10 protein-coding genes are annotated in these 14,251 nt (G+C 50.5%); 7 read left to right on the forward strand and 3 right to left on the reverse strand.

What is annotated here, in order from left to right:
• Positions 1 to 332: 332 nt before the first annotated feature.
• The 5 genes from OGX86_RS00020 (at position 333) to OGX86_RS00040 (ending at position 7,252) form a co-directional block, all read left to right on the forward strand.
• Positions 333 to 1,964, forward strand: a complete 1,632-nt coding sequence (locus OGX86_RS00020) for a sensor histidine kinase (protein WP_003826772.1) — start codon at positions 333 to 335, stop codon at positions 1,962 to 1,964.
• Positions 1,961 to 2,680, forward strand: coding sequence for a two-component system response regulator DcuR (dcuR, locus tag OGX86_RS00025; protein WP_008786975.1), 720 nt, complete (start codon positions 1,961 to 1,963; stop codon positions 2,678 to 2,680). The genes OGX86_RS00020 and dcuR overlap by 4 nt, the downstream gene beginning before the upstream one ends.
• 717 nt (positions 2,681 to 3,397) lie before the next feature.
• The gene (dcuB, locus tag OGX86_RS00030; RefSeq protein WP_003031873.1) at positions 3,398 to 4,738 is read left to right on the forward strand and encodes an anaerobic C4-dicarboxylate transporter DcuB; all 1,341 of its coding nucleotides are present in this window, start codon (positions 3,398 to 3,400) and stop codon (positions 4,736 to 4,738) included.
• Positions 4,739 to 4,834: 96 nt separating this feature from the next.
• Positions 4,835 to 6,481 (forward strand): class I fumarate hydratase FumA, encoded by a 1,647-nt coding sequence (gene fumA, locus OGX86_RS00035; RefSeq protein WP_008786974.1) that lies wholly within the window; start codon positions 4,835 to 4,837, stop codon positions 6,479 to 6,481.
• A 147-nt stretch (positions 6,482 to 6,628) separates the two neighbouring features.
• Positions 6,629 to 7,252, forward strand: a complete 624-nt coding sequence (locus tag OGX86_RS00040; RefSeq protein ID WP_032941584.1) for a DUF2238 domain-containing protein — start codon at positions 6,629 to 6,631, stop codon at positions 7,250 to 7,252.
• A gap of 20 nt (positions 7,253 to 7,272) precedes the next feature.
• Here OGX86_RS00040 and OGX86_RS00045 read toward each other — a convergent pair whose 3' ends face one another.
• From OGX86_RS00045 to melA, 3 genes are all read right to left on the reverse strand, one after another.
• Entirely contained in the window at positions 7,273 to 7,527 is a 255-nt protein-coding gene (locus OGX86_RS00045; protein ID WP_032942140.1) for a SemiSWEET transporter, read from the reverse strand.
• 2 nt (positions 7,528 to 7,529) lie between these two features.
• Positions 7,530 to 8,960, reverse strand: coding sequence for a melibiose:sodium transporter MelB (gene melB, locus OGX86_RS00050; RefSeq protein WP_032942138.1), 1,431 nt, complete (start codon positions 8,958 to 8,960; stop codon positions 7,530 to 7,532).
• 92 nt (positions 8,961 to 9,052) lie between these two features.
• Positions 9,053 to 10,408 (reverse strand): alpha-galactosidase, encoded by a 1,356-nt coding sequence (melA, locus tag OGX86_RS00055; RefSeq protein ID WP_286638966.1) that lies wholly within the window; start codon positions 10,406 to 10,408, stop codon positions 9,053 to 9,055.
• Between the two features lie 269 nt (positions 10,409 to 10,677).
• On the opposite strand from melA, the gene melR reads away from it, so the two are divergent.
• Positions 10,678 to 11,610: a transcriptional regulator MelR gene (melR, locus tag OGX86_RS00060; RefSeq protein ID WP_136392396.1), complete on the forward strand. Its 933-nt coding sequence runs from the start codon at positions 10,678 to 10,680 to the stop codon at positions 11,608 to 11,610.
• Between the two features lie 237 nt (positions 11,611 to 11,847).
• Complete coding sequence (gene adiA, locus OGX86_RS00065; protein WP_003826754.1) at positions 11,848 to 14,115, forward strand: arginine decarboxylase; 2,268 nt, start codon at positions 11,848 to 11,850, stop codon at positions 14,113 to 14,115.
• Positions 14,116 to 14,251 lie beyond the last annotated feature (136 nt).

The raw sequence follows: 14,251 nt of genomic DNA on the forward strand, positions 1-14,251 counted from the left end.
TGGAGGCGCATTATAGGGAGTTTCCTGCGGCCCGCAACCCTTAAATGACAGAAAAATGACTGACTGCTGCATTCCACAGCAAAACCCCGCCTTATACCCATTTACACACAGAGTTATCCACAATCGTAAGGAAATTATCTGTAAGCGTCCCTAAAAAGGGAGAGAATCGGTATGAAAACCTCTATTATGAAAACCTCTATATAGAAAGAAATTCACTCTACGCTATATAAAGAAGAAGGACTGACAACTTAAGCGCCATAATCCCTACCACCTTTGAATTACGCACCCCATCAGGCAATAATACCCGCACAAACCGTGATTTCAGGACCGTGATGAGATACTCCCTGCAACGTACTGCTATACGTAAACGCCCGATGAAGCTTGGCACCACCGTGATCCTCATGGTTAGTGCAGTACTCTTCTCCGTGCTGCTTGTCGTTCATCTGATTTATTTCTCGCAGATCAGCAACATGACGCGCGATGCATTAGCGAGTAAAGCGCTTGCGGTCGCGCGAACGCTAGCCAACTCTCCGGAGATCCGCCAGGGACTAATGAAAAAGCCCGAGGAAAGCGGCATTCAGGCGATTGCCCAGGCGGTGAATAAGAGCAACGACTTTTTGTTCATCGTCGTCACTGATATGCAAAGCATCCGTTACTCCCATCCCGAAGCGCAGCGAATCGGTCAGCCATTTAAAGGTGATGACATATTGCTGGCCCTGCAGGGTAAAGAGAATGTCGCCATTAATCGCGGATTCCTGGCTAAAGCTCTACGTGTATTTACTCCTATCTATGACGAACATCACCGGCAGATTGGCGTCGTGTCGATCGGCCTTGAGCTAAGCCGGGTGACTGAGCAGATCAATAACAGCCGCGGCAGCATCATCTGGTCAATCTTATTTGGCGTACTGGTTGGACTGCTCGGTACATGGGTATTTGTCAAAGTCCTCAAGCGCATTCTGTTTGGCCTGGAGCCTTATGAAATCTCCAATCTGTTCGAACAACGCCAGGCGATGCTGCACTCTATAAAGGAAGGTGTTATTGCCGTTGACGAATGCGGTGAAGTGACCCTGATTAACCAGGCTGCGCAGGAGCTGCTGGATTATCACAAATCACAAGATGATGCCCAGCTCTCCACACTCAGCCATGCGTGGTCACAGGTGGTCGATTTTTCACAGGTACTACATGACGGAACGCCGCGCCGCGATGAAGAGATCATGGTGAAGGATCGGCTACTCTTAATTAACACGGTCCCGGTACTCAGCAACGGTAAAATCATCGGTGCCATTTCAACCTTCAGAGATAAGACTGAAGTCCGAAAACTAATGCAACGTCTGGATGGTATGGTCAACTATGCCGACGCACTTCGTGAACGATCCCACGAATTCATGAATAAATTGCACGTGATTCTGGGATTATTGCATCTGAAAAGTTATAAGCAGCTTGAAAATTACATCCTGAAGACCGCAAACAATTATCAGGAAGAAATTGGCTCACTGTTAGGAAAAATAAAATCACCGGTGATCGCAGGATTTTTACTCAGTAAGATTAATCGCACATCTGATTTAGGCCATAGTCTGGTCATTAGCAATGAAAGCCAGTTACCGGAAAATAGCAACGAAGATCAGGTGGCGGTGCTGATTACCGTTCTGGGGAATCTGATTGAAAACGCCCTGGAAGCGCTAGGTCAAGAACCTGGTGGTGAGATCAGCGTATCCTTGCATTATCGACACGGCTGGTTGCATTGCGAAGTGAATGACGATGGTCCGGGGATTGCCCCCGAAAACATTGAGCACATCTTTGAGAAGGGCGTTTCGTCAAAAGGAACCGAACGGGGCGTTGGTTTAGCGCTTGTTAAACAACAGGTTGAAAACGTTGGCGGTAATATTTCCGTCGAGTCTGAACCTGGGATCTTCACCCAATTTTTTGTACAGTTACCGTGGAATGGTGAGAGGGCCAGCAGATGATCAATGTCTTAATTGTCGATGACGATGCAATGGTAGCGGAATTAAACCGCCGTTATGTCGCGCAACTCTCCGGTTTTCACTGCTGCGGCACAGCCTCCACGCTGGAGAAAGCAAAAGAGATAATCTTTCATAGCGGTCATCATATCGATCTGATTTTGCTAGATATTTATATGCAAAAAGAAAACGGTCTGGACCTGCTACCGGTTCTGCACAGCGAAGGTTGCAAGTGTGATGTCATCGTCATCTCTTCCGCCGCTGATGCCACCACCATCAAAGATTCACTTCACTACGGTGTTGTTGACTACCTGATCAAACCTTTCCAGGCTTCCCGGTTTGAAGAGGCGCTCACCGGCTGGCTGCACAAGAAAAATGAGATGGACAAGCATCAGTATTATGAACAGTCTGAGCTTGACCAGCTGATTCACGGCAGCTCTTCCAATGAACAGGAAGCACGGCGCTTACCTAAAGGGTTAACGCCACAAACGTTACGCACGCTGTGTCAGTGGATTGATGAGCACCAGGATCAGGAGTTCTCCACGGATGAGCTGGCCAACGAGGTCAATATCTCGCGCGTCTCTTGCCGTAAATACCTTATCTGGCTCGTCAATTGTCACATCTTATTTACCAGCATCCATTATGGCGTGACCGGCAGACCTGTTTATCGTTATCGCGTGCAGGCTGAACACTACTCATTGCTTAAACAATATTGCCAATAAATACACTTGGGATTATTTGTTATTTGAAAGTAACAATTATTAAAATAATGAAAAATCCCAATTTCACCAGCTGGCACTGTAAAATTATAAATTTGCGTTAGATCAAATATATTTGTATCCGGCATGTTAAATGTATTATTTTAATATTGACAAACATCACACTGTTTTTAATTTCAAAATCGCTAACAAAAGTTAATTAAGTATTATCTAACTCGCAGAGTGTGTATTTTTACCCATAAAGGATTAGTCTGAAATTAACCAGACATACAAAATTTAGACTGGTAGCAATGGAGACCATGCTACGTACCATGGACACCGTACATTTTTGTGAGCAAATAAAAGTATCCCCACGCCAACTTCATCACATCATGAAATGGCGTGACCGTGATCACATAAATAACCCACTCACTCATTCTGCCGGTGGTTCATGTAATAGCGGAAAACGCAAAACAGATAAATTACAGCGTCAACCGCGGCTCTCCATGTTCAGCTCTGCTTCCCATCGCCTGAGGATTCTCACCTCTGATCAAAGCCACAGAAAAAAACTAAATATCGCCATAACTTTAAAAAAACATTCTAGCAAGACATTTGAACATTAATCGCAAATACGGACATATCGAATACTGACCATTTTTTGATGCTTATTCTGGCAAAAAAGAATGTGGCACAGATCCATTTTTCAAAAAATTGACTGGGTTTTTCGCGAGGGTAAATAAAATGTTATTTAGTATACAACTTCTCATAATATTAATATGTTTGTTTTATGGTGCCAGAAAGGGCGGTATCGCGCTGGGTTTATTAGGCGGTATCGGCCTGGTCATTCTGGTTTTCGTTTTCCATCTCCAGCCGGGTAAACCACCTGTAGATGTCATGCTGGTTATTATTGCCGTGGTGGCCGCATCGGCAACCTTGCAAGCCTCCGGCGGCCTTGACGTTATGCTGCAAATCGCTGAAAAGCTGCTGCGCCGTAACCCAAAATACGTTTCCATCGTCGCACCTTTCGTTACCTGCACCCTGACGATTCTCTGCGGTACAGGGCACGTGGTATACACCATCCTGCCAATCATTTATGACGTTGCCATTAAGAACAATATTCGCCCGGAACGTCCGATGGCGGCGAGTTCTATCGGCGCGCAGATGGGGATTATCGCCAGCCCGGTTTCTGTAGCCGTGGTGTCACTGGTGGCAATGCTGGGTAACGTAACGTTTGAAGGCAAGCATCTCGAATTCCTCGACCTGCTCAGCATCACCATCCCGTCTACCCTGTTGGGTATCCTGGCGATCGGTATCTTCAGCTGGTTCCGTGGTAAGGATCTGGATAAAGATGAAGAGTTCCAGAAGTTCATTTCCGTACCTGAAAACCACAACTATGTGTATGGCGATACCGCCACGCTGTTAGACAAAAAGCTGCCGAAAAGCAACTGGCTGGCCATGTGGATCTTCCTGGCTGCAATCGCCGTTGTTGCCGTGCTTGGCGCGTTCTCTGAGCTGCGTCCTACCTTTAGCGGCAAACCGCTGTCAATGGTGCTGGTTATCCAGATGTTCATGCTGCTGACCGGTGCGCTGATTATTATCTTGACGAAGACCAATCCCGCTTCAATATCTAAAAACGAAGTCTTCCGTTCCGGTATGATCGCGATTGTGGCGGTGTACGGTATTGCCTGGATGGCCGAAACAATGTTCGGCGCGCACATGACAGAAATCGAAGGTGTGCTGGGCAATATGGTGAAAGAGTATCCGTGGGCCTATGCAATTGTTCTGCTGCTGGTATCCAAATTTGTAAACTCCCAGGCAGCGGCGCTGGCAGCGATTGTTCCGGTCGCGCTGGCAATCGGGGTTGATCCCGCGTACATCGTGGCTTCTGCTCCGGCATGTTACGGTTACTACATTCTGCCGACCTACCCGAGCGATCTGGCTGCTATCCAGTTTGACCGTTCCGGCACCACCCACATCGGCCGCTTCGTTATCAACCACAGCTTCATTCTGCCTGGCTTGATCGGCGTAAGCGTATCCTGTGTCTTTGGTTGGATCTTCGCCGCAATGTACGGTTTCCTGTAATCACAGTTCGCGTGCCGTCCACGTTGGTACGGCACGCCACCATGAAGACACAGAGAATTTTAAAATTCCTGAGAAAAATGAAAAGGCTGGAAGCAAATGTCAAAAGTTGAATTCACTTACCAGGCGGCTTTCCCACTGGGGGAAGACAAAACTGAGTACTACCTGCTGACATCCGATCACGTCAGCGTCGGCGAGTTTGAAGGCGAAACAATCCTGAAAGTAGCCCCTGAAGCACTTACACTACTGGCCCAGCAAGCCTTCCACGATGCCTCCTTCATGCTCCGCCCAGAACACCAACAGCAAGTCGCCTCAATTCTCCATGATCCCGAAGCCAGCGAAAACGATAAGTACGTGGCGCTGCAGTTCCTGAGAAACTCCGAAATCGCCGCCAAAGGCGTGTTGCCAACCTGCCAGGACACCGGTACGGCAATCATCATGGGTAAAAAAGGTCAGCGTGTTTGGACCGGCGGCGGCGATGAAGCGGCACTCTCCAAAGGCGTATTTAATACCTATATCGAAGATAACCTGCGCTACTCACAAAACGCGGCGCTGGATATGTACAAAGAAGTGAATACCGGCACCAACCTGCCCGCACAGATCGATCTGTACAGCGTGGACGGCGACGAATACAAATTCCTGTGCGTGGCCAAAGGCGGCGGCTCAGCCAACAAAACCTATCTGTATCAGGAAACCAAAGCGCTGCTGACTCCCGGCAAACTGAAAAACTTCCTGGTTGAGAAAATGCGCACGCTGGGTACCGCAGCTTGCCCTCCGTATCACATCGCATTCGTTATTGGCGGTACGTCAGCGGAAAGCACCCTCAAAACGGTGAAGCTGGCCAGCACACACTACTATGACGCGCTGCCGACTGAAGGCAATGCTCACGGCCAGGCATTCCGCGATCTGCAACTGGAACAAGAACTGCTGGAAGAAGCGCAGAAACTCGGCCTTGGTGCTCAGTTCGGTGGGAAATACTTCGCACATGATATCCGCGTGATCCGCCTGCCTCGCCACGGCGCGTCCTGCCCGGTTGGTATGGGCGTTTCTTGCTCCGCAGACCGTAACATCAAGGCCAAGATCAACCGCGAAGGGATCTGGATTGAAAAACTGGAACATAACCCAGGTCAGTACATTCCGGAATCTCTGCGCCAGGCGGGCGAAGGCGAAGTGGTTAAAGTTGACCTTAACCGCCCAATGAAAGAGATCCTCGCCCAGCTCTCTCAGTACCCGGTTTCTACTCGTCTGTCACTGAGCGGTACTATCATTGTTGGTCGTGACATTGCCCACGCGAAGTTAAAAGAACGTATTGAGTCCGGCGAAGGTCTGCCGCAGTACGTGAAAGATCATCCGATCTACTACGCGGGTCCGGCCAAAACGCCTGCAGGCTACCCGTCCGGTTCTTTAGGTCCAACCACCGCGGGTCGTATGGACTCCTACGTTGACCTGTTGCAGTCTCACGGCGGCAGCATGATCATGCTGGCAAAAGGTAACCGTAGCCAGCAGGTGACTGACGCCTGCCACAAACACGGCGGCTTCTACTTGGGCAGCATCGGTGGACCAGCAGCGGTACTGGCGCAGCAGAGCATTAAGCATCTGGAATGCGTGGAATACCCGGAGCTGGGTATGGAAGCTATCTGGAAAATCGAAGTAGAAGATTTCCCGGCTTTCATTCTGGTCGATGACAAAGGCAACGATTTCTTCCAGCAAATCGTCAGCAAACAATGCGCTAACTGCGCGAAGTAACCCATTCGGCCCGGCACTGGACTGGCACTAAATTTTTGGCGTCAGTCCAGCGATCCCCCCGGGCCAACTTTATCCCCCCATTTACTGGTATTGAATTTTTGCCGTTCACAGGGAATAGTGACCTTTTCCATTACGTGTGAATTCGCAATGCTCCGCACTCTGAACCCCACAATCTTGCGCACCGGCGCATTGATCCTGGCGCTGATTCTTATCTACACCGGTATCTCTGCCTCGGAGAAAATCACCTGGCTGATGGAAGTCACGCCAGTCATTATTGTCGTCCCGCTGTTGCTGGCAACCATGAAGCAGTACCCATTGACGCCGCTGCTTTATACGTTGATTTTCTTGCACGCCATCATTCTGATGGTAGGCGGGATGTATACCTACGCCAAAGTCCCCGTCGGTTTTCAGGTTCAGGAATGGCTGGATCTCAGTCGAAACCCCTATGACAAGCTGGGCCACTTCTTCCAGGGGCTGGTACCAGCCCTGACGGCAAGAGAGATTTTAGTGCGCGGCAATATTGTCCGTGGTCGTAAGATGCTGGCATTTTTGGTCTGCTGCGTAGCACTGGCGATTAGCGCAATGTATGAACTGATCGAATGGTGGGCGGCGCTGGCAATGGGACAAGGTGCGGATGACTTCCTTGGCACGCAAGGTGACCCGTGGGATACCCAGTCGGACATGTTCTGCGCCCTGCTCGGTGCGTTAACAACGGTCCTCGCGTTAGCGGGCTGGCACAATCGGCAGTTGAAAACGGCCGGAGAGCGCTAACGCTTCTCCGGCAATCTACATTACCTACTGCGATACTTGATAACCAGAATCGGCAAGGCGAACAACAGTGTCAGAAAGTTCGCCATGCTGACGGCAGTATCTTCAATCAATAATCCGTAAATCAGCCACAAAACCAGCCCGCACACAAACATCACATACATCAAACCGGAGATGCCTTGCGTGTTGCGGGTGGTAATAACCTTAATGGCTTGCGGTAAGAAAGAGAGCGTCGTCAGGCTGGCCGCCAAATATCCAATCAACGAATGCCATTCCATCGCTACGCCTTCACATCGCCTGGAGCCACTACCGCAATAGCCGGGATATCCGGTTGCTCATGGTGCTGCGGCACCTTGCGATACTTATCCAGTAAATGGATCTGGATCCTGCGCAGGGTGTCGCCATTCAGTCGATAAAAGCGGAAATACAGGACTAAGGTCACCACAAAAAAGAGTGCGGGTAGCGCTATCATAATAAACTGCATGCCAACGATGGTTTCGGCAGACTGCGCGACATTTGGCGCGTAATTAATCACTCCGAGTATCAACGCGATAAAGAAAGCGGCAAATGCTGACCCACCTTTTACCACCATTGTCTGCACCGAATAAGCGATACTTTCACAACGAACATTAAGTTTGTATTCGCCGTAATCAACGGTATCCGCCACCATAATGACCTGCAACACCCAGAAAAGCGCAGAACCAATATTCAGTAAAACACCCGCTATAACAATCAGTAAGATATTATGGAAATCTGCCAGCGCCATCACCAGTAGTACGCTACAGCTAAGCACCGGCAACACCGATGCCCCAGCCCACAAGATCCGTCGTGACAACGCGTTTACCAGCCGAGGAAAGAAAATCAGCGTCAACAGGTTTGCCGCACCTGCGTAAGACATGTAGTACGGGAAGAGACTTGCATCGCCAATCACGTAGGTAAAATAGTAAATGGCAAAGCCAGCAATGATATTAGATGCAATATTGTAAGCCAGTGCCATACCTAACAGGCAGGATAGCTGGTCATTTTTATAGATGAGCCCAACGATCGCTTTCAACCCAAGACGACTGCTGTCTGCCGTGGCCTCACTGTCTGACGAATAAACCTCATGCACATTCCGTAGCGTCACAACGGTGGAAACGATAAAGAACGCGATGAGAATTAGTGTAAACATCTGAAAACCAAAACCACGATCTGCTCCGCCAACATAGCTCACAAAAGGCAGCGTCACGCCTGCGGTAACAAACCCAGAAAGGCTGGCGAAGAAACGGGGGTACGGCACCAGTTGTTCACGCTCGCGTTTATCCAGCGTAATGGTTGGCACCAGTGACCAGAATGGAATATCCATAATGGTGTAGGTCATTCCCCATAATATATACGTCACGCAAACAAATACGACCTGCGCAGTACCCTCAAAAAGATGTGCGCTAAAAAGCAAAAACAGCACCAATGAGTTCGCCAGCGTACCGAGCAAGATCCAGGGTTTAAATTTCCCCCAGCGCGATCGGGTGGCGTTCACAATCCAGCCCATGATGGGATCGTTTACCGCATCCCAGATCCTTGCCGCCAGGAACAACGTTCCGACCAGCCCCACCGATAATCCCACTACGTCGGTGTAGTAATACATCAGGTACATGTACACAATACCGATGGCGAAATCCTTACCAAACGCTCCAAATCCATAACTGAGTTTTGTTGTCAGAGATATGCTCATAGGGTATCGGGTCGCTGTTACCAGCGCCCGCCTTCTGTAAGAGGAAACGTCAGAGGTTAAACGCCGGATACAATGCCCGGCGTGATTGTGTATTAACGGTGCAGCCAGGCCGGCAGCCAGTCGCCGTGAGACGCGATCAGGTCGTCCACCAGCGCATAAATCTCTTCAATCCCCAGTACCGCGGCGGTATGCGGATCCATCATCGCCGCGTGATAAACGCGATCGCGATTCTCCGTCAGGATGGCTTCCGTTAGCAGGGTCTGAACATTGATATTGGTTTGCATCATGGCCGCCAAATGTGACGGGAGAGTCCCGACTTTCGTTGGCTGAATACCATTCGCATCAACCAGACAAGCGACCTCAACGCAGCAGCCTTGCGGCAAGTTATCGATCAGATTGTCATTGCGAACGTTGCCATACACGACGCTCGGTTCACCGGTCCAGATAGCGTTCATGATAGTGCTGGCATATTCGCGCGACGGTTTAATGTCGATCCGCTCAGCCGTTTTGTACTCTTCCAGCTCTTTTTTCCAGTTCGCCAACTGTTCCACACAACGTTTCGGATATTCATCCAATGGCACCTTATAGCGCTCAATCAAATCTTCACGCCCCGGTTTGATAAACCACGGCGTATATTCGGCGAAGTGCTCCGACGATTCGGTGACGAAATACCCCAATTTTTTGAACATTTCATAACGCACAATGTTCTGGCAACGGGTATTTCCGTGAATATTTGGTTTCGGCGCCTGACCGGATTCATAGGCCGCCAGCAGCTCCGGGTAGAGATTCACATAGGCACCGTCCGCCGTTTTGCGCTCCAGCTCCAGATAAAACGCCATATGGTTGATCCCGGCACTGCGATAGCGCAAAGAAGCAGGGTCGATGTTCAGATCGCGGGCCAACTCCTCCGCCGTCCCCTGCACCGAATGACACAACCCAACCTGCTTAATATGCGGATAGCGCGCATACATTGCCCAGGTGTTCATTGCCATCGGGTTAACGTAGTTAAGCATTGTGGCCTGCGGACAGACTTCGGTCATATCCTCACAAATCTGCCATAAATGCGGGATGGTGCGCAGCGCGCGCATAATGCCGCCCGGCCCCAGCGTGTCGGCAATCGTCTGCTCCAGACCATGGCGTTTACACACCGTAAAATCGGTGACGGTACAAGGTTCATAGCCGCCAATCTGGAAAGCGACCACCACAAAATCAGCATCCTGTAATGCTGCTTTTTGATCGGTATAGCAGGTGATTCGTCCAGACGCGCCCGCAGAATCCATCAACTTGCGCACAACAACGTGTGACTCTTCCAGACGCGTAGGATCGAGATCCATCAAGGCGATATGCGCAGATTTAAGCGCACCGCGGTGAAAGACGTCCCCAAGAATATTTTTGACGAAAATCGTGGAACCGGCGCCGATAAAGGTAATTTTGGGTGCAGACATCATGACTCTCCAGAACATTAGTGAACACAGTCATGGTGGCACAGCGCATAGATGAAAACCTCCGACTTCCCTGCTGAGCATTCCCATAAACTCAGATCATCACTCTGCGCCCTATTGGATCTGAGTTTATGGGACAAAATTACCCAAAAAGCAGAGTATGCGGCCGCAAAATGTCGCTATGCTCAATGGTAACGGTCCAATTTGTGTCCTGATTCTCAGCCTTAATACGTGTTAAATGACATGATTCTGATAATTCAGGAAATGGAGCAACCATGAGTATATTACCGACATCGCCTCTCCCTCCCGATCCGCACATGTGCAGTAGCGATGAAGAACAAACCCGCAGCCCGCTATCGCTGTACTCAGAATATCAACGGATGGATATCGAGTTGCGCTCACCGCATGCTATGCCTGCCAGCCACTGGCATGGGCAGGTGGAGATCAATGTTCCGTTTGATGGTGACGTCGAGTACCTTATCAACAACGAAGTCGTGCAGATAAAACAGGGACACATCACGCTATTCTGGGCCTGTACACCGCATCAGCTCACGCGTCCGGGCAGCTGCCAAAGTATGGCTATCTTCAATTTACCGATGCACCTTTTCCTCTCCTGGCCGCTGGATCGCGAGCTGATCAACCATGTTACCCATGGAATGGTCATCAAATCGCTGGCGTCGCAGCAGTTGAGCACCTTTGAGGTTCAGCGCTGGCAACAGGAACTGAGCAACCCGAACGAACAAATTCGCCAGCTCGCCATTGATGAAATTGGTCTGATGCTCAAACGGTTTAGCCTTTCCGGTTGGCAGCCTATCCTGGTCAATAAAACCTCGCGGACCCACAAAAACAGCGTGTCGCGGCACGCCCAGTTTTACGTCAGCCAAATGCTGAGCTTTATTGCCGACAACTACGATCAGGCGCTCACCATCAACGACGTCGCGGAACACGTGAAGCTCAACGCCAACTACGCGATGGGGATTTTCCAACGCGTAATGCAACTCACCCTGAAGCAGTACATCACGGCAATGCGGATTAATCACGTCCGCGCATTGCTTAGCGATACCGATAAAACCATTCTCGACGTTGCGTTGACCGCCGGATTCCGATCCAGCAGCCGTTTTTATGACACCTTCAGCAAGTTTGTCGGCATGTCGCCGCAGCAGTACCGCAAACTAAGCCAGCAGCATCGGCAAACAATCGCTGGTTGATATCATTCGGCAATATCAGTATCAGCCAAAAAAATATTCCCCCTGTCGATAAACGGCGGTGAAAAACCGCCAACAAGCAAACATAACCTACTGTTTAAAAACAAATTAAACACAAATCAGACTATTTTTTACCCGCTTTACAGCCCATTTTGACAGGATAATACTTGCCTGCGTCACATTCATACGGTGTGTCTGCAATTCATAGATTGCAACCTTTCCACAACCGGGTAAAAGATGATGAAAGTATTAATTGTTGAAAGTGAGTTTCTGCATCAGGACACCTGGGTCGGTAGCGCTGTCGAACGTCTGGCTGACGCATTAAGCCGCCAAAATGTTACCGTCATTAAGTCCACCTCATTCGACGATGGTTACGCAATCCTCGCCGCCAATGAAGCCATTGATTGCCTGATGTTCAGCTATCAAATGGAACAACAAGACGAGCACCTGAACGTCAGGCAATTGATCGGCAAGCTCCACGAGCGCCAGCAAAACGTTCCCGTTTTCCTGCTGGGCGATCGCGAAAAAGCCACCGCATCGCTGGATCGCGACCTGCTGGAGCTTGTCGATGAATTCGCCTGGATTCTGGAAGATACCGCAGACTTTATCGCCGGTCGCGCCGTTGCGGCGATGACCCGCTACCGCCAACAACTTCTGCCACCGCTGTTCAGCGCGCTGATGAAGTACGGCGACATCCATGAATACTCCTGGGCAGCTCCGGGTCACCAGGGCGGCGTCGGATTCACCAAAACGCCGGCCGGTCGTTTCTACCATGATTACTATGGTGAAAACTTATTCCGTAGCGACATGGGTATTGAACGCGCATCGCTCGGCTCGCTGCTGGATCATACCGGCGCGTTTGGCGAGAGCGAAAAATATGCCGCCCGCGTGTTTGGCGCTGACCGCTCCTGGTCCGTGGTGGTCGGGACTTCCGGCTCTAACCGCACCATCATGCAGGCTTGTATGACCGACAACGACGTCGTGGTGCTGGATCGTAACTGCCATAAATCCATCGAGCAGGGGCTTATCCTCACCGGGGCAAAACCGGTGTACATGGTGCCAAGCCGCAACCGGTACGGCATTATCGGGCCTATCTACCCGCAGGAAATGCAGCCTGAAACATTGCAGAAAAAGATCAGCGAAAGCCCGCTGACCAAAGGTAAAGCCGGGCAAAAACCGTCTTACAGCGTTGTGACCAACTGTACCTACGACGGTGTTTGCTACAACGCCAAAGAGGCCCAGGACCTGCTCGCGCAAACCAGCGATCGCATCCACTTCGATGAGGCCTGGTATGGCTATGCTCGCTTCAACCCAATTTACGCCGATCACTACGCCATGCGTGGCGCGCCGGGCGATCATAACGGTCCTACCGTTTTTGCCACCCACTCGACCCACAAACTGCTGAATGCGCTTTCTCAGGCATCTTACATTCACGTTCGTGAAGGTCGTGGGGCCGTGAACTTCTCCCGCTTTAACCAGGCGTACATGATGCACGCCACTACCTCTCCGCTGTATGCCATCTGCGCCTCAAACGACGTGGCGGTTTCCATGATGGACGGTAACAGCGGCCTGTCGCTCACCCAGGAAGTGATCGACGAAGCGGTCGATTTTCGCCAGGCCATGGCGCGTTTGTACAAAGAATTCACCGCCGAAGGCGACTGGTTCTTCAAACCGTGGAACAAAGAGATTGTGACCGATCCGCAGACCGGCAAAACCTATGACTTTGCCGATGCGCCAACCCAACTCCTGACCACCGACCAGAACTGCTGGGTAATGCGCCCGGGTGAATCCTGGCACGGATTTAAAGACCTGCCGGATAACTGGAGCATGCTGGACCCGATCAAAGTCAGCATTCTGGCTCCGGGGATGGGCGACGATGGTGAACTGGAAGAGAACGGCGTACCGGCTGCACTGGTCACCGCCTGGCTTGGCCGTCACGGCATCGTGCCGACACGCACCACCGATTTCCAGATTATGTTCCTGTTCTCCATGGGGATTACCCGCGGGAAATGGGGCACACTGATCAACACGTTGTGCTCTTTCAAACACCATTACGATGCCAATACCCCGCTGGCACAGGTGATGCCAGAACTGGTTGAGGAACATCCAGACACTTACGCCAACATGGGCATTCACGATCTGGGCGACACCATGTTCGCCTGGCTGAAAGAGAACAACCCAGGCGCACGTCTTAACGCGGCCTACTCCGGCCTGCCTGTTGCTGAAATCACCCCGCGTGAAGCCTATAACGCGATAGTCAGCGATAACGTTGAGATGGTGGCCATTGAAAATCTGCCGGGTCGTATAGCCGCGAATTCCGTTATTCCTTACCCACCAGGAATTCCGATGCTGCTGTCCGGGGAAAACTTTGGCGACGCCAATAGCCCGCAGATTAGTTATCTACGTTCGTTGCAGTCCTGGGACCACCACTTCCCTGGATTTGAACATGAAACCGAAGGAACGGAAATTATTGACGGTGTGTACCACGTTATGTGCGTGAAAGCATAATGTCGTTTTATAGATAGTCCGATGTTTAAGGTAGACATGTCATGCTTGAGTAATTCCTGAGTATTGCTGCAAAACAATAACATTGTCATACCTTTTTGCGCGGGACCACCCCGCGCTTTTTTTATACGCAAATAGC

It is taken from the genome of Citrobacter sp. Cpo040 (genome assembly GCF_030332915.1).
Lineage (GTDB): Bacteria > Pseudomonadota > Gammaproteobacteria > Enterobacterales > Enterobacteriaceae > Citrobacter > Citrobacter portucalensis.